The organism is Ehrlichia chaffeensis str. Arkansas, assembly GCF_000013145.1.
Lineage (GTDB): Bacteria > Pseudomonadota > Alphaproteobacteria > Rickettsiales > Anaplasmataceae > Ehrlichia > Ehrlichia chaffeensis.
The window spans coordinates 1-19,633 of sequence record NC_007799.1 but is presented as its reverse complement, the minus strand read 5'-3'; the positions used below and the strand labels follow the sequence as shown (position 1 = coordinate 19,633).

At 30.0% G+C, this 19,633-nt stretch carries 20 protein-coding genes, 2 tRNA genes and 1 other RNA gene; 8 read left to right on the top strand and 15 right to left on the bottom strand.

The genetic code is table 11. The features are described from left to right. Window positions 1-2 precede the first annotated feature (2 nt). A complete protein-coding gene (locus ECH_RS00125) occupies window positions 3-845 on the bottom strand; it encodes a glycine--tRNA ligase subunit alpha (protein ID WP_006010413.1) in 843 nt (280 codons plus the stop codon). Window positions 846-1,099: 254 nt separating this feature from the next. On the opposite strand from ECH_RS00125, the gene ECH_RS00120 reads away from it, so the two are divergent. Further along, window positions 1,100-1,174 (top strand) — tRNA-Gln (locus ECH_RS00120). Window positions 1,175-1,249: 75 nt separating this feature from the next. Then, window positions 1,250-1,759 carry a hypothetical protein gene (locus ECH_RS00115; RefSeq protein WP_226988406.1) on the top strand — a complete coding sequence of 170 codons (510 nt, stop codon included), beginning with the start codon at window positions 1,250-1,252 and terminating at the stop codon, window positions 1,757-1,759. On the opposite strand, the gene ECH_RS00110 is transcribed toward ECH_RS00115, so the two are convergent. Further along, complete coding sequence (locus tag ECH_RS00110) at window positions 1,756-2,928, bottom strand: FAD-dependent monooxygenase (protein ID WP_006010412.1); 1,173 nt, start codon at window positions 2,926-2,928, stop codon at window positions 1,756-1,758. The two genes, ECH_RS00115 and ECH_RS00110, sit on opposite strands and share 4 nt — an antisense overlap. 60 nt (window positions 2,929-2,988) lie before the next feature. Then, window positions 2,989-3,065: transfer RNA gene (locus ECH_RS00105), tRNA-Arg, on the bottom strand. Window positions 3,066-3,363: 298 nt separating this feature from the next. Here ECH_RS00105 and metK point away from each other — a divergent pair. After that, window positions 3,364-4,542 carry a methionine adenosyltransferase gene (gene metK, locus ECH_RS00100; RefSeq protein WP_006010410.1) on the top strand — a complete coding sequence of 393 codons (1,179 nt, stop codon included), beginning with the start codon at window positions 3,364-3,366 and terminating at the stop codon, window positions 4,540-4,542. Window positions 4,543-4,866: 324 nt separating this feature from the next. Here metK and ECH_RS00095 read toward each other — a convergent pair whose 3' ends face one another. The 5 genes from ECH_RS00095 to ECH_RS00080 all read right to left on the bottom strand — a co-directional run bounded on the left by ECH_RS00095 (window position 4,867) and on the right by ECH_RS00080 (window position 8,685). Then, window positions 4,867-5,877: an aspartate-semialdehyde dehydrogenase gene (locus tag ECH_RS00095; RefSeq protein WP_006010406.1), complete on the bottom strand. Its 1,011-nt coding sequence runs from the start codon at window positions 5,875-5,877 to the stop codon at window positions 4,867-4,869. A 10-nt stretch (window positions 5,878-5,887) separates the two neighbouring features. Further along, a complete protein-coding gene (locus ECH_RS00090) occupies window positions 5,888-6,193 on the bottom strand; it encodes a YbaB/EbfC family nucleoid-associated protein (RefSeq protein ID WP_006010404.1) in 306 nt (101 codons plus the stop codon). Between the two features lie 3 nt (window positions 6,194-6,196). After that, a complete protein-coding gene (gene dnaX, locus ECH_RS00085) occupies window positions 6,197-7,675 on the bottom strand; it encodes a DNA polymerase III subunit gamma/tau (protein WP_006010402.1) in 1,479 nt (492 codons plus the stop codon). 17 nt (window positions 7,676-7,692) lie between these two features. Beyond that, an RNA gene (gene ffs / locus ECH_RS04725) (signal recognition particle sRNA small type) lies at window positions 7,693-7,785 on the bottom strand. A 90-nt stretch (window positions 7,786-7,875) separates the two neighbouring features. Then, the gene (locus tag ECH_RS00080) at window positions 7,876-8,685 is read right to left on the bottom strand and encodes a pyrroline-5-carboxylate reductase family protein (protein WP_006010400.1); all 810 of its coding nucleotides are present in this window, start codon (window positions 8,683-8,685) and stop codon (window positions 7,876-7,878) included. A 119-nt stretch (window positions 8,686-8,804) separates the two neighbouring features. Here ECH_RS00080 and elbB point away from each other — a divergent pair, with 119 nt between their 5' ends. Continuing rightward, window positions 8,805-9,470 carry an isoprenoid biosynthesis glyoxalase ElbB gene (elbB, locus tag ECH_RS00075; protein WP_011452351.1) on the top strand — a complete coding sequence of 222 codons (666 nt, stop codon included), beginning with the start codon at window positions 8,805-8,807 and terminating at the stop codon, window positions 9,468-9,470. 275 nt (window positions 9,471-9,745) lie between these two features. Here elbB and gap read toward each other — a convergent pair whose 3' ends face one another. Continuing rightward, on the bottom strand, window positions 9,746-10,753 hold the full coding sequence (gap, locus tag ECH_RS00070; protein ID WP_011452350.1) for a type I glyceraldehyde-3-phosphate dehydrogenase: 1,008 nt from the start codon (window positions 10,751-10,753) through the stop codon (window positions 9,746-9,748). Between the two features lie 193 nt (window positions 10,754-10,946). Between gap and ECH_RS00065 the strand changes: the two genes are divergently transcribed. The 3 genes from ECH_RS00065 (at window position 10,947) to tsaE (ending at window position 13,217) form a co-directional block, all read left to right on the top strand. After that, window positions 10,947-11,960 carry a hypothetical protein gene (locus tag ECH_RS00065; RefSeq protein WP_158298166.1) on the top strand — a complete coding sequence of 338 codons (1,014 nt, stop codon included), beginning with the start codon at window positions 10,947-10,949 and terminating at the stop codon, window positions 11,958-11,960. A 68-nt stretch (window positions 11,961-12,028) separates the two neighbouring features. Continuing rightward, window positions 12,029-12,730, top strand: a complete 702-nt coding sequence (locus tag ECH_RS00060) for a Bax inhibitor-1/YccA family protein (protein ID WP_011452348.1) — start codon at window positions 12,029-12,031, stop codon at window positions 12,728-12,730. 19 nt (window positions 12,731-12,749) lie between these two features. Then, window positions 12,750-13,217, top strand: coding sequence for a tRNA (adenosine(37)-N6)-threonylcarbamoyltransferase complex ATPase subunit type 1 TsaE (tsaE, locus tag ECH_RS00055; protein ID WP_011452347.1), 468 nt, complete (start codon window positions 12,750-12,752; stop codon window positions 13,215-13,217). Between the two features lie 286 nt (window positions 13,218-13,503). Here tsaE and infC read toward each other — a convergent pair whose 3' ends face one another. Together infC and thrS are read right to left on the bottom strand one after the other, a co-directional pair. Then, a complete protein-coding gene (gene infC, locus ECH_RS00050; protein ID WP_011452346.1) occupies window positions 13,504-14,025 on the bottom strand; it encodes a translation initiation factor IF-3 in 522 nt (173 codons plus the stop codon). A gap of 24 nt (window positions 14,026-14,049) precedes the next feature. Next, window positions 14,050-15,951 (bottom strand): threonine--tRNA ligase, encoded by a 1,902-nt coding sequence (gene thrS / locus ECH_RS00045; RefSeq protein ID WP_011452345.1) that lies wholly within the window; start codon window positions 15,949-15,951, stop codon window positions 14,050-14,052. Window positions 15,952-16,296: 345 nt separating this feature from the next. Here thrS and ECH_RS00040 point away from each other — a divergent pair, with 345 nt between their 5' ends. Beyond that, window positions 16,297-16,782, top strand: a complete 486-nt coding sequence (locus ECH_RS00040) for a CinA family protein (RefSeq protein ID WP_011452344.1) — start codon at window positions 16,297-16,299, stop codon at window positions 16,780-16,782. 258 nt (window positions 16,783-17,040) lie between these two features. Here the strand turns inward: ECH_RS00040 and rplS are convergent, their stop codons facing one another. The 4 genes from rplS to ECH_RS00020 all read right to left on the bottom strand — a co-directional run bounded on the left by rplS (window position 17,041) and on the right by ECH_RS00020 (window position 19,575). Next, on the bottom strand, window positions 17,041-17,418 hold the full coding sequence (rplS, locus tag ECH_RS00035; protein ID WP_011452343.1) for a 50S ribosomal protein L19: 378 nt from the start codon (window positions 17,416-17,418) through the stop codon (window positions 17,041-17,043). Further along, window positions 17,411-18,079: a tRNA (guanosine(37)-N1)-methyltransferase TrmD gene (gene trmD, locus ECH_RS00030; RefSeq protein ID WP_230577179.1), complete on the bottom strand. Its 669-nt coding sequence runs from the start codon at window positions 18,077-18,079 to the stop codon at window positions 17,411-17,413. Before trmD ends, rplS begins: the two co-directional genes overlap by 8 nt. A 22-nt stretch (window positions 18,080-18,101) precedes the next feature. Then, window positions 18,102-18,629 carry a ribosome maturation factor RimM gene (gene rimM, locus ECH_RS00025; protein WP_006010628.1) on the bottom strand — a complete coding sequence of 176 codons (528 nt, stop codon included), beginning with the start codon at window positions 18,627-18,629 and terminating at the stop codon, window positions 18,102-18,104. Between the two features lie 157 nt (window positions 18,630-18,786). Beyond that, a complete protein-coding gene (locus ECH_RS00020) occupies window positions 18,787-19,575 on the bottom strand; it encodes a ParB/RepB/Spo0J family partition protein (protein ID WP_410517895.1) in 789 nt (262 codons plus the stop codon). Window positions 19,576-19,633: the final 58 nt, after the last annotated feature.

Below are 19,633 nucleotides of genomic sequence, written 5' to 3'. Positions count from 1 at the left end.
TTTTAATGACACTGAGTATATAAGCTACAACATAAATTTGCAAGTTTACGTACGCGTAATATATAAGACGCACGTTCGTTAACTCCAATGACTCCACGAGATTCAAGCAAATTAAGGATATGACTAGCTTTCGTGCAAACATCATATGCTGCTAATGGTAGTTTTTTTTCTATTAAAGAAATACATGTTTGTTCAGCTTCATTAAACTGCTTAAATAGAATGTCTACATCATAATAATCTAAAGCTAGTTTAGAAAATTCATATTCGCGTTGTTTGAATACGTCTCCGTAAGTTGTTCCATTATCATCCCATAATATTTTATATATATTGTCAACATTTTGAATTATCATCGCTATCCTTTCCAGGCCATATGCAATTTCTCCTGGAACTAAAGAACATTCAATACCACCTACTTGTTGCATATAAGTAAATTGAGTTATCTCCATACCATTACAGGTTACTTCCCATCCTAAACCCCAAGCACCAATGCTTGGATTTTCCCAATCGTCTTCTATAAATTTTATGTCGTGAGTTTTGATAGATATTCCTATTCTTTCTAAACTTTTTAAATAATCTGATTGTAAATCGGTATTAGAAGGTTTGATTAATACTTGATATTGATGGTGCTGATATAAACGATTTGGATTATCACCGTATCTTCCATCACATGGCCTAATAACAGGTTGAACATAAGCCAGTTTTGATGGCTTTTTTGATATAGCTGTCATCGAAGTTGCTGGATGAAGAGTTGCTGCTCCTAATTCAGAAGTATATGGCTGAAATATTGTACATCCATAGTCTTCCCAATAACTTTGTAAGTTTCTTATTATACTTTGAAAATTCACAAAAATATAACCAATCCTAATTATCGCTATTATAGAAGAATAATATGAAGTTATACAAGGTTTATTTTTTTATTAAATATATAACTTATTAAAAGTTATAATAATAAAATCTATTTATTAAATCTAAAAAGTAGCATATTATGCTTTTATTTTTAATGGTTTTATTTTTCCTTGCATTTTTGTGCTATCAGTATAATCTTTGTTAATCATGAGGTAAGATTTACTAATTACTATATAGTTGTTTTTGGTATAGATGGGATGTCGCCAAGTGGTAAGGCAACGGTTTTTGATACCGTCATTCGGAGGTTCGAACCCTTCCATCCCAGCCATTTTAAAAAGTAATTTCATATAATAACCTTATGTTTTTTTATAGGTACATGTTATTTTCCTTTATATTAAGGAAAATGAAGAATCTTCTAATAAATCTGTTGTTTTTTGCAGTGTTTCTTTATTTTTCTTCTTTCATATTTATTATGATGAAGGAAGGAATTAGATTTGCTTTTGAATATAGAGATCCTAAGAATGTTGCTATTTACATTTATAAGTATTTAAAGTGGTGTTATTATAACTCTGATTCGCTAACTTATTCTGTATTTTTTAAAGCAGGTGTATCATTAGTTATACCTTTTTGGGCTTATTTGAAGATTTCTAAGATTAATTGGAATGAATTTTTTAGATGTATGTTTGAATACATATGTTCTATGTTTAAAAAGAATAGTTATGGTGGAGAAAATTTAGAATTTCGTGATAAAACTGATATTGATTTTAGGCAAGCTGATTATCGTGAGGAAATGTACAGAATAAAAAGGAATGCAATGATGGAGATAGAAAAATCAATCAATAAAATGACTGTAGAGATTTTGTGCATGAAAAATAAAAAGGAGGATTGTGATAATGTAATTGACAAGAGTTAGTTAAATTTTCCTATTCCCATAGCATGTTTTATCATATAATTTTTTATGCTTTTTGAATTTTGAACAATAAATAATCCAAATCTTCTTGCAATTTTTGCTGTACAAGATTTTTTAGTAAATATTCCATCTATGAGTGTAGTAAGAATTGCCATAGATGAGTTATCAAAGTATCTGTCATAGGAAAAATTTTTTAATACATAGTTGCTACCTATATCTATACCATATTGCTTTGCTGATTTTATATGGTTTACTAGTTTATCAATGTCTCTTATTCCTAAATTTAACCCCTGACCTGCTATGGGATGTATAGAATGTGCTGCATCACCTATCAATGCAAATCTGTTCTTATATAAATGTTTTGCAAACATCAAATGTAATGGAAAACACTTTATTTCGCTATCTAGTTTTATATCGTTTACATAAGGTGCACATTTTTTTTCTAACTCTGCCATAAAATCTTGTTTTTTTAGTTTCATAAGCATTTCACTAATTTGTGTTTTATTTGTCCAGACCACAGAAGACCTGTATCCATCATACATAGGTAATATTGCAAATGGTCCTCCATGAAAAAAATGCTCTATGGCTAGATTATTATGGTGATTTGTATGTTTTATATTACAAATAATACTGCTTTGAGAATAATCATGATTGATAGATGGTATATCAAATATTTGTCTTAGGGTTGAATTTTTACCTTCAGCAGATATTAATAATGATGTTAATAATATTGTATTGTCTGTTAGTTCTATTCTTACTAGATCATTTGTAATGTTTACTGATTTGTATGTACATTCTGAGTACAAGTTTATTTTTTTTATATGTTTTTTAAAGGCATCACATAGAAATTTGCTTTCTACAATATACCCCATAGGATTATCGCTTATAGATTTATGGTCATAGTGTGTAAATATTGAACTATCTTCGTCTTTTATTAAGATGTCTAATATAGGACAATGCTCTTTTATATTGTTCCATATGTTAAACTTATCTAATATTTCCTGGGATCTTCTTGATAAGGCAAATACTCTATCTTTTGGTATTGATAGTAAAATTTTGTTTTTATCTATTAAAGCTGTAGAGATAGACAGTTGACTTAATGCTATTGCTGTAATCATTCCATTGATCCCTGCTCCTGAGATAACTACGTCATAGTACTTGCTATTGTTCATGATACAAAAATACGCAAAAGTATAAAAAAGTGTATTAATAATTAAAAATTGTCAATTTTATGGTGTGCCCGAAGGGATTCGAACCCCTGACCCACAGCTTAGAAGGCTGGTGCTCTATCCAGCTGAGCTACGGGCACATTGTAAATATAAAATGGTACTTTAATTAACACATTTGTCAAGTTTATAGGTTTTTTAGGATTATCTACATTTTGTAAGTTTGAAGAATGGGTATAAATTGATGAGATATGTTGTTTTATATTAGTGAACTTGTCTTCTGTATATTATTTATATTTTTGAATTAGTAATGAAGAATGTATTATTAGCGAGTGTGATGACATGAAAGATATTAATGTATTAAAAAGTGGATATTATTTATATATTGTTTAGTTATTTCAGATTTGATACTATAAGAGTCTTTGGGTTTACGTTTTTAACATGTTTTATTATAAAAATTGTTTATCTGACCACATCATAACTAGTGAATCTGTTTCCAATGGACATCCTGATAAAGTTGCTGATCAAATATCTGATGCCATACTTGACTATTATATATCATTAAATCCACTTGTACATACCGCTATAGAGACTTTAGTAACGAAAAATAAGGTAATAATTAGTGGTGAAATTTGTGGAGTTAGTATTAATAAATTTGATATAGAGTGTATAGCTCGTCAAGTTATAAAAGAAATAGGATATGAACAAGATGGATTCCATTGGAAATATGTTGTTATTGAAATTTTAATACATGAGCAATCTCCAGATATTGTTGTTGGAGTTAGTTCTGGTGAAAAGCAGGGTGCTGGTGATCAGGGTATAGTGTATGGATATGCAATAAATGAAACTGAAACTTTTATGCCTGCATCAATTTTTTATTCTCATTTAATTTTGAAGAATATTATTTCTGCAGTGAAAAATTGTGAGATACCAAATCTTGGTCCAGATGCAAAAACACAGATTACATTGTTGTATAAAAATAATGTTCCTGTTAGAGCGTCTAATATTGTACTTTCTATACAGCATTCTGAAGATTTGTCAAAAAGTCAGATAAGAGACATAGTTTATCCTTATGTTAAGGAGTCTTTGCCTGAAGGGTGGATGTGCCCTGATAGTGACTTTTTAGTTAATCCTGCAGGTAGGTTTGTTGTAGGTGGTCCAGTTGGGGATTGTGGTTTAACTGGTCGTAAGATTATGATAGATACATACGGAGGACATGTACCTCATGGTGGTGGGGCTTTTTCTGGAAAAGATCCAAGTAAAATAGATAGATCTGCTGCTTATATGGCTCGTTACTTGGCAAGGAATGTTGTTTCTGCGAAATTGGCTGATCAATGTTTAGTGCAGTTGTCATATGCTATTGGTGTGTCTTATCCTATTTCATTTTATGTGAATACTTTTGGTACTGGATTTGTTGATGATGATATAATAAAAAATTTTATACAAGATAATATAGATTTATCTCCTTATGGAATTTGTAAACACTTAGTATTACTTAATCCTATTTATAGGATTACATCATGTTATGGGCATTTTGGAAGAATACCTGATGAAAATGGAAGTTTCTCCTGGGAGAGAGAAGATCTTGCTTTAAAATTAAAAAATGAATTTCATATTTAACGTATAAGTTGCTTATGAATTGTTATCATGTTTATAGATTAATCATAAAATAAGAGAAATAGTTGATCATACATTTGTATGATATACTTGCAATAAGAGTGGCTTTACTTGTGTGTCTTAATGTAAATGATGCTGTAGTAAACTCTAGTTATCCACATAATTCAACATCTATATTGATGTGTTAATAAAAAGATTTTTTCAAGTTAGACCATTTTTTAATAGGAAGAAAGGAATTACTCGTGTGCATTATAAAAATAAGCGGTGCTGAAATAAATCTGGTAATTCATATAGTGTTACAATATTTGCTATTTTAAAAATATCTTTTTAAAGGTAATCATTAACAAGTATTTCTGCTATTTGTACTGCATTTAATGCTGCACCTTTTCTTAAATTGTCACTTACTAACCACATATTAAGACCATGTTTTACTGTGTTGTCTTTTCTTAATCTTGATACATAAACTTCGTCTTCATGTACACTGTCTAATGGTGTTGCGTATCCACCATCTTCTCTCCTATCAAGGATTATAACTCCTGGAGCATTTTCTAATGCTTCATAAGCTTCTTCTTCTGAAATCTCAGATAAGAATTCAACGTTTAATGATTCAGAATGTGATACAAATACTGGAACCCTAACACATGTTGCACTTACTTCTATATTATTATCTAATATTTTCTTTGTTTCTACGGCCATTTTCCATTCTTCTTTTGTTGAACCATCTTCCATAAAAACATCTATGTGTGGAATGCAGTTAAAAGCAATTCTTTTTGTAAATTGTTTAGGGGCAATGTTTTGGTTCATAAACGTGCCCTTGGTTTGTGAATAGAGTTCATCCATTGCAGATTTTCCTGCACCAGAAACTGATTGATACGTTGATACTACAACTCTCTTTATTTTCGATATTTTATGTAATGGATTTAAAGCTAAAAGCATTTGTATAGTAGAGCAATTTGGATTGGCAATAATGTTATGTTTATAATATTGAGCTATGTCTTCTGGATTGATTTCTGGAACTACTAATGGTATTTCATCTTCCATACGAAATAAGGAAGTATTGTCGATAATTATACATCCTTTATTTGCTGCTGTTCGTGCGTACTGTTGTGATATTGAAGATCCAGCTGAAAAAATTGCTATGTCTGTATTAGTAAAGTTGTAACTGTCTAAGTCTTGGGATTCTAATACTTCATCTCCATAACTTAATTTTTTACCTATAGACTTTTTTGATGCTAGCGCTACAACCTCTTTTGCTGGAAATGACCTGCTTGCCAGAATGTTCAGAATAACCCTACCTACATTTCCTGTGGCACCTACTACTGCTATTTTATAACTCATGTCTTTTCTATTATATGCCAAATGATAATAAAGAACCTACAAGATTTTTATTGTAATCGGATGACTTTTTTAAAGCATCGTTCAGTGCTGCTTTAATTAAATCTTCTATTAAAATGGCTTTTTCTTGTAGAAGTGATGGGTCTAATTTTACTTCAACAACTTGATAGCTTACCATATTGGATACACTAATTTTTACAGACACTTTTCCACCAAGTGATGAACCTTCAAATATTTGAGATTTTTGGTGTTCTTGAAAGTCGGAAAACTTCTTTTTTATCATCTCTTGTAAGTTAGATAATTGATCGCTAGAGTACATAGCTCACTCCTTATTGTTGTTCTTTTTTATGTTTTCTATATTTATAACTTTTGCTCCATCGAACTCTTGTAATATATTGCAAACAGTTGGATCAAGATGTTGATTATAACATGGATTACTACTTTTATTTATATCAAAATTTTGTTCAATGGGTACATTACATTTTTTATTTGTTGAATTATTGAAAAAATTTAGTGAATCCTCATGAAAATCTTTAGATAATGCCTGGTTAGTTTCTATATTTAATGCTTCATCTTTATAATTTTTTACTTCTGACTCAGATTCGTAAATTTGGTTATATAAGTCTTGCATGTTATTACTTTTTAACAATTCAAGTAATGCTTTACGGTTAATATCTGATGTGTTGTTTATTTTTCCTTGAATCTTATCTATTATTTGTTTTGGAGATGGTAAAGATGACAAATAACATAACCTTATGATTAGCATATTTGCAGCCTGCTTTATACAGCTAGATGACTTTACTTCCTGTATACCTTTAAAAAGCATTTGCCATAACCTTGATAGAAATGTAGGAGATAAAATCTTTTCGTTTTTTATATATGTTATAATACTGTTATCAGATGTAGAGTTGTCTTTTTTTGTTATAGAGAAGTAACATATTTCATAAATAATCTGCAACATATTATCTAAAATTATAACAGAGTTATACGAGTTACATGCTTCTTCAAATTTATTTAGAGCTTCTGTAGCATTCCCTATAATTAATGGTTCTATTATTTCTAGTAATGTATGTCTACTAACATAACCCAGCATTTCTTTTGTGATGTTTTCAGATAAGATTTTATTACTGTATATAGCAGCTTGCTCCAATAAAGATAGAGCATTGCGTATAGATCCATCAGCATTATATGCTATTAATTTTATACTTTCTTCATCGAAGGATACATTTTCTTTTTTTGCCACGACTTTTAGATGATCTACAAGTTTATCTGTGGATATCCTTTGAAAGTCAAACCTCTGACATCTAGATATAATAGTTACAGGTATTTTTTTTACTTCTGTTGTTGCTAAAATGAATTTTACATAAGGTGCAGGTTCTTCTAGTACTTTCAGTAGGGCATTAAATGCACTATTAGATAACATATGTACTTCGTCTATTATGTATACTTTGAATTTTGAACTAATTGGCATGTAGCGCGAATTCTCTAAAATCACTTTAACATCTTCTATGCTTGTGTTGCTTGCTGCGTCTATTTCTATTACATCTGGATGGTTGAAATTTTTTATAGATATACAATTTTGACATGTATTACATGGATCAGACGTTGGTCCAGAAATACAGTTTAAGCACATAGATATTATCCTTGCAGCGGTAGTTTTTCCTACACCACTAATACCTGTCAAAAGTATAGATTCTGGTATTTTATTTAAGTGAAATGCATTATGTAGAACACGAACTAAAACCTCTTGCCCTATGAGATCTTTAAAATTACTAGGTCTATACTTTAATGCAAAACTCATTGTAGAATGGTAACATAAAAAATGGGCAATACAACCCAAAGAAACAATGCTACGGCTGCTTTATTCCTAACCTGACCGGCTTCACAAGCCCTTTGCTCATATTACCCTTTGCATTATAATTTAACTTAAAGAAATATCAAATAAAATTTTTAGTTTATTTTTTCTAAAAATAACTACTAATAAGTGTTGCGTAACACTTATTATTTATTTTTATCTAATCCTTTTAAGTATAATAGCCTTTCCATGGCTGCCTTTAAACATGAACTAATTGTTTGAGGTAAATGTAAATTTAACACCTGCAGTGCAGCTTGTGTTATTCCGCCGCGGCTTGTTATAGATGATATAAGATGACTTATAGTATTTTGTCTTGTTTCTAGCAATTTAGCACTTCCTATAAATGTTTGAGATACAAGTTTAATAGCATCTTCTTCATTGATACCTGCAGCTATAGTATTTTTTACTAATTCTTCTGCAAGAGAAAAAAAGTATGCAGGACCAGAACCAGTAATAGGAGATAATTTGTCAAAGATATCTTCTTTTTGTATCCAATATATAAGTCCTGTGTTATTAAAAATAGTTGATACTTTTTGTTTTTCATGTGGTAATTCTTCTTCTATATAAGAAAGGTTTACACTTTTGCCTAGTGACATGGCAATATTAGGCATTACCCTAATTATTGTTGCTGTAGGACTTAAGCATGTTTTTAGAAAATTAATATCAATTCCGGCACATAAAGATATAAAAGATGCAGATTCACTATAAATTCTGTAGTTTGGCATAACATCAGACACCAGTTGTGGTTTTATTGCAATTACTACAATTTGAGGTATAAAATCTTTATCTACTTCCTCATGACTTTTTACAAAGACTACCTTAGTTATATTGTTAAAAGTATCCTTTTTTGATAAGCTAGGCTGTACTACAGTCACTTTTGATATTTGATCACTATGTGACCATTTATTTAATAATATACTTCCTAAGTTACCGCATCCTATTAGTAATATGTTCATTGTTTATTAGGTAAACGATAATAAATACAATTGTGTAATATTATAATACTCAAATAAATTTGTAAATTATAAATAGTTTTTATAAAATTAGCATTTATTCCAGAAAAGGGTATTTAATTATGGCATTAAATTCTGCTGTTATTTTAGCTGGTTGTGGTCATATGGATGGTTCAGAGATCAGAGAGGCTGTTTTAGTTATGCTTGAACTTGATAGGCATAATGTAAATTTTAAATGTTTTGCACCAAATAAAAATCAAAAACAAGTTGTAGATCATAAAAAGAAGGAATCGGTAGGAGAAGTAAGAAACATTTTGGTTGAATCTGCAAGAATAGCTAGAGGTTCTGTATATGATATAGAACAAATTAGAGTAGAAGAGTTTGATATGTTAGTAATTCCTGGTGGCTATGGAGTAGCAAAAAATTTTTCTAACTTATTTGATGAAGATAAGGAAAATGATTATATACTACCTGAATTTAAAAATGCTGTGCGTGAGTTTTATAATGCTAAAAAACCTATAGGGGCAGTTTGTATATCACCTGCAGTAGTAGTTGCATTATTAAAAGATATTGCAAAGGTTAAGGTGACAATAGGAGAAGACTCTAATGGTTTAATAGATAAAATGGGAGGAGTTCATGTTGATTGTCCTACTATTAAATCTGTTAAGGATGATGTAAACAGAATATTTTCTTGTTCTGCGTATATGAGGAATGATAGCCTTTATAATGTATATCTTGGGATACAAGACATGATATCATCCATGGTAAATTATCTAAAAAGTAAGTAACTATAAAACTTATTTTTTTTTATAATACCAAATTTATTATACTTAAAGTGTATAGTATTGTTACAGTGGGTAAGAATTCTGTACTTGTCATTTAAAAGTATTTAGTAGTTGAGCAATATATGTCTATGTTTTTTGTTGCATACCTTTATAACAGGTTATAGGTGTTATTAAGCTTTGCTTTGTACTTATAAATGTGTTTTCGTGGCCAGGTATTTTATAGGTAAAGATAGTTATAATCTTAATTTCTTAAGTAATACAATCCTTACCTACATTTTTTAAATATGATTTTCTGATAATAGTAATACTATATCTAACATTCTCATAGCAAAAGCCCACTCATTGTCATACCAAGCTGCTATACGACACAGATTATTATTGGTAACATATGTTTCATCAGCATCTACTATTGAACTATATGTACTGTGACAGAAGTCTATAGATACTAATTTCTTATCTGTTATGTTTATTACTTTGGAGTTTTGTGAAGAATTTTTTATTATGTCGTTTATTTCATTAGCAGTAGTTGATTTAATGGAATTAAAAACTAAGTCTACCATGGATACGTTTGCTGTAGGTACACGTACAGCGGTTCCATTAAGTTTTCCTTTTAATTCTGGTATTATTAAATCAATAGTTTTTGTTGCTCCTGTTGTAGTAGGAATTATAGACATCATGCATGCTCTTGCCCTTCTTACATCTTTGTGATTGTTATCAACTAAGTTTTGGTCATTTGTGTATGAGTGTATAGTTGTCATAAATCCATTATTGATTCCTATAGTATCATTCATGATTTTTAAAATAGGTGCTATGCAGTTTGTTGTGCATGATCCAGCTGAGATAATATTGTGCTCTTTTTTTAGCATTTCATTATTTACACCATATACGATTGTTGCATCAGAATCTTGCATGGGTGCTGATACTAAAACTTTTTTTACTGTAGAGTTTATATGTTGTTCTGCTAAAGATTTTTTATTAAATTTTCCTGTACATTCTAGTACGATATCTACGTTATGTTTTTCCCAAGGAATGCTTTTAGGTTCTTTTTCTGTTGATAATGGGATTTTTTTATCATTTATTATTATATATCCTTCTTCTGATGTTACATTATGTGGAAATTTTCCATGAACAGAATCATATTGAATAAGATGTGCATGTGTTTCTGGTGATGTAGATCCATTTAATGCAGATAATTCTATTTTGTGTTTATATAATAATTCATTTTCGTATATGGCTCTTATTAAGCATCTTCCAATACGACCTAATCCATTTATTCCTATTTTCATATTTTTTCTTTTTTTATATAAAATAATTAATAATAATGTTTTGCATTTTTATACCTTTTTTAGTATATTAAAAAATATTTATATTATCAGAGAGTAAACAAGTTAATGGTTTTGTTTTTTTTTATAGTTATGATATAATATAACTGTAGAACTATCATTTGATTCTAAAAGTAAGTGTGTACTTGTTGTGAGCGTGGAGGGTAGAATGTTTGGTGAAGATAGAAGACAACTTGAACAATATGAAGGCATTAGTCGAGGTGATATACAAAGGAAACTATACAATAGTATGTTATTGAAGTTGGATCGTCAAGATCTGATTAGAAAGAAAATAGTTATGGTTACAAGTGTTCTTTACTTTGTAGTTTTTGTTTCATTTGCTGTCATGCAATCAGGGGTTCTGGATTTAACGCAAAATCAGTTAACACTTTTTGCTAATTTTATGGATTATTTAGCCTTGTTTTTGTGTGTAACTTTTCTTATAGCAGGTTTATACAATGTTCTATATTTAGAAAGGGAAAAAAGAAAAGTAAATGAAAAATTGAAAAGAATCAGTCAAGATCAATTTGATGAACGTGTAAATCCTACTAGTATTAAATTTGCAAACTTTTGTGAGACGCATGCGAATAAGTTTGATCTTGCAGGTACATTTTGTACTACTATTATGCAAGCGATTGCTGTTTTTAGTTTGACACTTCCAGCAATTTTTGATGTCAGTAAAATTCCTGTTGATACTGCGTTTAACTTGCAGGGAATTGTAGATACTGTAGGGAATATACTTTTCACAATAGCTGCAGGTATGTTTTTATGTTCTTACATGATTAAATGTAATAAAAATAAGAATAAAGATGGTAAGTCTACATACAGTGTTGCTCAATCATTAGTTCTTACTAGTCTATTTTTTGGTACTTTTTTAATTTTAGCTGGGAAAGTGTTGCTTTCTTTTGAGACTAGAGGTGGTGCAATGTATACAGGAGTTCTTGGTCCTCTTGGTATGGATGCGTTTCCAATGGCATTAATAGTTCGTGCTGTTGGTATGGCAATATTTTGTTTTGGGTATGGACTGATGCTATATATGAGTACACAACAACATGATAAATTATCTAATGAAGTACGTAATGGACTACCTAAAGGTGCTAGCGTTAACTCCAATATGCAGGATGTTGAGCAAATTTGTTGTGAGACAAGACATCTTTTACAAGATTCATGATAAATTTGTATTGATATTTTTATATTTTTTTGCTATAATTCAGTGGTTTTTTCTGAAGTGGAGTATTTATGGATAATTACAGTAATGTACAGCAAGGTGCTTACTATAGCGCTGGACTGAGGAATTATCTAGTAAAAGTATATAATTACATGGCTATGGCTTTAGGTTTGACTGGTATAGTAGCATTTTTTGTGGCTTCTTCTCCTGCTGTTATTTCTATGGTATATAATACTCCTTTACACTGGGTGATTGTTTTTGCACCTATGGGATTAGTTTTTCTAATGTCGTATAAGCTGAATGTTTTAAGCTTTCAAGCCATATTGATGATATTCTTTAGCTTTGCGGCATTAGTTGGGGTATCTATTTCTTATGTGTTTCTAGTATATACGGCAGCGAGTATTGCAAAAGTGTTCTTTATTTCATCTTCCATGTTTGGTGTAATGGCATGGTATGGTAATGTTACTAAAAAGGATTTGTCTCAGTTTGGGACTTTCTTATTTATGGGTGTTATAGGGATAGCTATAGCTTCACTGGTTAATTTGTTTTTAGGTAGTGGACCATTACATTTTGCCTTGTCAGTTGTTGCGGTGGTTGTATTTACTGGTATGACTGCGTATGATGCTCAAAGAATTAAGGATATGTATTATAAGTTTAATGATGGCACTGATTCTTCTGTGAATAAGATGGCTATACTGGGTGCAACTACTTTATATTTTAATTACATTAATATATTTATAAGCTTGCTAAATTTGCAAGGCGAACGTAAGTAATTTTTTTTTCAAGAAGAATGTGTTGCAATTTAAATATAGTTCTGTAGATTTAGTATTTTTGGAGAAATTGGCACGTTTTATTGCTTTAGGTTTGAAAAAAGGCGACAGTATATCTTTAGTTGGGGATTTAGGTGTTGGCAAAACTACTTTTGTTAGGTTTTTAGTTCATGCATTAGCTCCATGTGAAGATGTGGGTAGTCCTACTTTTAGTATTATTAATGAATATCATTCTAATAAATTTACGATATATCACATTGATTTGTATAGAATTAATTCCTTGCGTGAGGTGTATGATTTAGGAATAGAATCCATTTGTGATGATGGAGTGGGAATTATAGAGTGGCCTGACTTATTAAATGACATATTGGATTTTAACCTAAAAATAAATATAAAGTATTCTACGAAAGAAAATCTTAGAGATGTTGAAGTTTTTATTAAAGATGATGATAAATGTGGTATTTTTGAAAGTTTTGTAAGCAGTAATTAAAGGTAATAATGCCCTGTGCTCCAGAGCAATAACATTGATATATTGTCAACTAGTTTTATATTTACAATTTTTTAATTCTTATTGTAGCCATGATATAATTGATAGTAATTTTTCCTGGTATGTTGTGTCGATTAAAGTTTATAGTATGTTTTGTATTCTATTATACGCTGCTTGAATTAGAATGTCTTCACTTCACTGTGAGTATTGTTAATAATCAAACCAATTCTTGGAAGTTAGAGCATTACAACTTAAAAATGCTATAATGCTCTGGAGTTATATAAAAATTTTATTTTGCAGTTAATACCATGTTAATTATATTACCTTCCTTTTTTGGTAAATTTTCAGGTTTTGCAATATCAGCGGTGTCTCTTATTAACCTTTCTATAATCTCCATTCCGACTTCTGGATGAAGTATTTCCCTTCCTATAAATCTTAGCGATATTTTTACTTTATCACCTCTTTCTATAAATCCACGTAACATGTTCAATTTTACGTTATAGTCATTATCTCCAATATTAAGCTTAAACTTAAGTTCTTTTACTATGATGGTTTTTTGTTTCTTTTTTGAATCGCTTATTTTCTTCTTATGGCTGTACCTATATTTACTGTAGTCAAATATCTTACATAAAGGATATTGATCATCATGTACTATTTCAACTAAGTCTAAATTGACAGCTTTAGCTCTAGATAAGGCTTCTTCAATGTCTACAACTCCAATCATAACACTATTTTGATCAACAAGCTTTACTTTTTTTGCTGTGATCATTTCATTAATCTTGTTTTTATTAGAGAACTTTTTTGTTTTCAATCTTACACTCCTGACTAAAATTTACTAGATGCTAGCACAAGTTAATAATGTTTTCAACGCTTTATCAATAGGCATAACGTGCTGCTTATTGGACTCTAAATAACGTATAGATACAGAATTTTCTTCAACTTCTTTTTTACCTACTATCCAGAACACAGGTACTTTCTTGTGGATATGGTTCCGTATCTTATAATTTATTTTTTCGTTTGTAGTATCTAGTTCAACTCTTATATTATGTTCTTCGGCTTTTATTTTCAAGGAATTAGCATAGTTAATGGAATCTTCACTGATAGTTAATATTGATAATTGTATAGGAGCTAACCACATTGGAAATTTGCCTGAATGATGTTCAATTAATATTCCTATGAACCTTTCAAAAGTACCTAAGATAGCACGGTGTAGCATTACTGGATGATGTTTTTTCCCATCACTACCTATATAGTAGGCACCTAACCTTTCAGGTAATACGAAATCCATTTGTAGAGTTCCACATTGCCATTCTCTGCCAATAGCATCTTTTAATGTAAATTCTAATTTTGGTCCATAGAATGCTCCATCTCCAGGGTTTAAAACATAACTTAAGTTAGCAACTTCGACTGATTTCTTTAATGCTGCTTCAGCTTTATCCCATATTTCATCGCTACCAGCTCTGTTCTTTGGACGATCTGAAAATTTTACTAGAATATCGGTGAAACCAAAATCTTTGTAGATTTCTATGAGTAAATTACAAAACTTTAGAGCTTCAGATGTAATTTGGCTTTCTGTACAGAAAATGTGAGCATCATCTTGAGTAAAACCGCGAACTCTCATTAACCCATGTAATGCTCCTGATGCTTCATACCTATGACATGTTCCAAATTCTGCCATTCGTATTGGTAAATCTCGATAACTTCTAATTTTTGAGTTAAAGATCTGTATGTGGCATGGGCAATTCATTGGTTTTATGGCTAAAGTTTTATCTTCTGCTTCACTTAAAAACATGTTTTCACGAAACTTATCCCAATGTCCTGATTTTTCCCAAAGTTCTTTGTTTAACAATATGGGGGTTTTTACTTCTATATATCCATTATTTTCTAGTTTTTTTCGTATATAATTTTCTATAATACGATAAATAGTCCACCCTTTTGTGTGCCAAAATATTTGACCGCATGCTTCATTTTGAATATGAAACAACTCTAATTCCCTACCAATTTTTCTGTGATCTCTTTTTTCTGCTTCTATTAAATTATTTAAGTAAAGTTTTAATTCTTCTTCATTACGCCATGCTGTACCATAAATTCTTTGTAATCTTTCATTATTTGAATTGCCTTGCCAATAAGATCCAGATACTTTTGTTAATTTAAATGCTCTTGATGTTTTTGTTGAAGGTGCATGTGGTCCACGACATAAATCAGTAAAACTTCCCTGCTTATAAACAGTAATATTCTCATTACTTGGAATATTAGATATTATTTTGACCTTATAGTCTTCTCCTATACTTGAGAAGAATTTTATAGCTTCTTCTCTAGACCATACTTCCCGTATAAAGCTTTCATTTTTATTTATAATTTCTATCATTTTCTTTTCTATTATTTCTAGGTCATCACTAGAAAAGTTATGATTTGTTGCGAAATCATAATAAAAACCGTCTTTAATAGTTGGTCCAATAGTTATTTGAACATCTGGAAACATTTCTTTCACGGCTTGTGCCATGATGTGAGCAGTATCATGACGTATAATTTCAAGACCTTCTTCGCTGTTTATCGTTATGACTTCAAAAGTGCAATTTTCTATGATTTCTCTTGATAAATCGTATAATTCTCCGTTTACTTTTGCAGCTATTGTTTCGTTTTTTAATTTTGGAAATAGGTCATTTACTATATCATGTCCTTTAATTCCACGATGAAACTGCTTGCATAAATTGTTACTAAAGTGGATGTTTATCATATTATATTAACCATAAGTTACTATTTAATCTTTAAAGTCACAACTTTATTTTGCTATTATATCTTAATTTTGAGTGTGTTACATTGTATTTTTTAACTCAATTGCTATTCTTAAATAATTTTGTATGGAGAATTTGAGGAGCTACACTTTTTATAACTTAATAACTGTGTTTTTTGTTGTAAGTAAAGTTAGTAAACATTTATAAGATATTACTTCTATTATTAATAGTATATGGATTTTTTGACTTAATATATTTATGTTTTGTTATTTTGTTGCTAAATTTTATTGTATGATTTGCTTTGTAGTGATTATATGAATTTATTTATAATTTGATAGTGTTATTACATGATAATAGAACAAGAAATATTAAAAAAAGCTGAAACTTGTGTCTCGAAACTAATAGAAAACAATTCTAAAATAGTAATAGCTGAATCATGTACAGCAGGATTAATGTCTTTTCTATTCTCTTGTATCCCAGGTGCATCAAAAGTGTTAGATTCTAGTTTTGTAGTGTATTCAGATGAATCTAAGGCTAAATTTTTAAATATTGATAAAGATCTTATTAGTAAATATGGAGCTGTGAGTTCAGAAGTATCTGTTTTGATGGCAGTTGGTGTTTTAGAAAATTCAAAGGCTAATGTGTCTGTCTCAATCACTGGGTTTGCTGGTCCTAGAGTTGGTGATGAGCAAGTAGGTTTGGTTTATATAGGTTATGCTTCAAATATAGAAAGAGATTGTAAAAAATATTACTTTAGTGATATGAATAGATGTAAAGTACAAATGTCATCAGCAAGTGCAGCTATGGATTTCCTGTTACATAAAATGAAGTAAAGTTTTATAGCCAAAATCTAAATACTAACTACACAGTAAGTGGTAGTACTTTTAGCATATATGCTACTAATTACTCTTTACTATGAAAGGAATTTATGTGTTCAGCCCTTTTAAAGGTACAAGCAATTAGAGAAAACTAACTGAAAAGCTTCAAATAGGTAAAACCTTAAAACTTGTAATAAACAGCACCTACATGTAAATTTTCAATGTGTGATAAATAATAATTACAAAATTGAGATATACTGTATGAAATTGTAATTAGGATAGCTTTTTTGTCCTATCACTACGTTCTTTTATTCTTGCAGATTTACCAAATAGACTGAGCATATAATAAAGCTTTGCTCTACGTACTCTACCGAATTTAATAACCTCTATAGACTCTACTATGGGAGAGTATAAAAACACCTGTAATTGAATACTTTCATTGTAACTTATTTTTCTTAAAGTGAATGAAGAGTGTAACCCGTTATTTTTTCTTTTGATACATACTCCCTCGAATACCTGTAAACGTTCGCTTACTCCATCAAAAATTTTCATGCTTACTCTTAGTGTATCACCTGAACTAAACTTTGGTATTTCTTTGTTGGACAACAATTTCATTTGTTGTTCATTGAACTCCTTAAGCAAATCACTCATATATATCTCCATCTATGGTACCAGTCAATTCAGGACGCCTTTGCTTGGTTATACAGTAAGATTGATTGGCTTTCCAAAGGTTAATCTTTTTATGATTTCCAGAGAGTAAAACATCAGGGACCTCTAATCCCCTCCATTTTGCTGGACGTGTGTACTGAGGGTATTCTAACTTATAGTCTAAGGTAAAACTTTCATCACGTATACTTTGTGTATTACTAACTACCCCAGGTATAAGCCTGACACAAGTCTCTATGAGAACCATACAAGCAACTTCTCCACCAGATAATATATAATCTCCAATACTTATTTCATGAAAATCATAAAAATCTAAAATTCTCTTATCTATTCCTTCAAAGCGACCACATAGTATAGTTATATTAGAAAAATGTGTTAATTGTCCAGAAATATCTTGATTTAATTTTATTCCACTGGGGGACATGTATATTAGTTTTGTGTTTTTGTTTTTACTTAATACTTCATCTATTGCTGAGCCTATAACATCTGCTTTCATTATCATTCCAGGTCCACCGCCGTAAGGCCTGTCATCTACAGTTTTATGTTTATCTTTTGCAAATGATCTTATATCGATAACATTAAGGTTCCAAAGGCCTTTATTTAGGGCTCTACCTATTATTGAATGGCTTAATGTTCCTGGAAACATTTCTGGAAATATGGTTAAAACGTTAACGTTGAATGTCACTGTTATTTCCTATAACTTCTGGCAATGTTATTATTATGTATTTTTCTTTGACATTGACATAGGGGAATATATCTTTTGTAAAAGGTAACATAGTGCTTTTTTTTGAATTAGAAAGACGTATTTCTATAATATCACATGATCCAAAATTGTGGATTTTCTTTATGTTTCCATAAACATTATTGTTTTCTAAAACAACGTTTAGCCCTATTAAATCGCTATAATAGAATTCATCATCATTTGTAGGGTTAGGTAATTTGTTTTTCTCTACAAAAAACTTTTTGTTTCTTAGTAAATCTGCATCGGTTCTTGACACTATGCCTTTAATTTGTGCAATTATTATGTTTTGTGATATGATAGATATTATTTCTACTTCGTACGTGTTTATCCCATCAGTTAATGTTCCGTAAGATGTAAAATCTTCTGGGTTTTCTGTAAAAGTTTTTATTTTTACATGTCCGCTAATCCCGTGAGATGATGTAATCACACCGAGGCATATTAAATCATTTTCCATTAATATACGTAAACCATAATTTATATTATAATATATGCTATGTATAATTAGCTCAATTACAATTTTATATATAGTGATTTTTAAGAATTACTTTTGCGTAAAAAAAAAACAGTAATTGTATTCGAAAGTTACATATCTTTGGTGTTATATTGAAAGTCTATGTTTGAGTTACTTTCTTGAGCTTCTCTAGTATTGAGTTAAGTTGTTGTGTATTGTTATATTTTATCACAATACTGCCTTTGTTTTTTAAACCGTTTATTTTAATTTGTAAATTTAATATTTCAGATAGTGATTGCTCTAGTTCTGTTAAGTTTTCTTTGGATTTTTTCTTATGTGGTTTTTGTAAATTTTTAATTAATAGTTCAGTTTGTCTTACGTTTAAATTTAAAGAAATAATTTTTTCTGCTATTGCTTCTGGATTTTCAATATTTATTAAAGCTCTGGCATGTCCAAATGATATAAGTTTATCGTTTATCATAGACTTTATAGAAGTTGGTAAAGATAATATTCTTATCATATTTGTGATATGACTACGGCTTTTACCTATAATGGAAGCTAAATCTTCATGTGTATAAGAAAAAGTATTGATGAGGTTAGAGTATGCTTCAGCTTCCTCTATAGGTGTTAGATCTTGTCTTTGTATGTTTTCTATGATTGATAATTCTAAACACTGACTATCACTTATTTCTTTTACAATTACAGGTACTGATTTTAATTTTGCTAGTATGCTAGCTCTCCATCTTCTTTCTCCTGCTATTATTTCATATCCTTTTTTATGTGGATTTTTTCTGATGATTATTGGTTGTATTATGCCGTGTTTGGAAATAGATTCTGCCAGTTCCTTAAGACATTCTTGATTAAAAGTTTTTCTTGGTTGTGATGTACTAGGGTTTAATAAATTTATCGGCATTGTAAGGTGGGTATCAGTACTGATGTTGTTGTTAATTTCTAATGTGCTATTCCCTATTAACTCAAAAATGCCTTTTCCTAGTCTTTTTGTCATT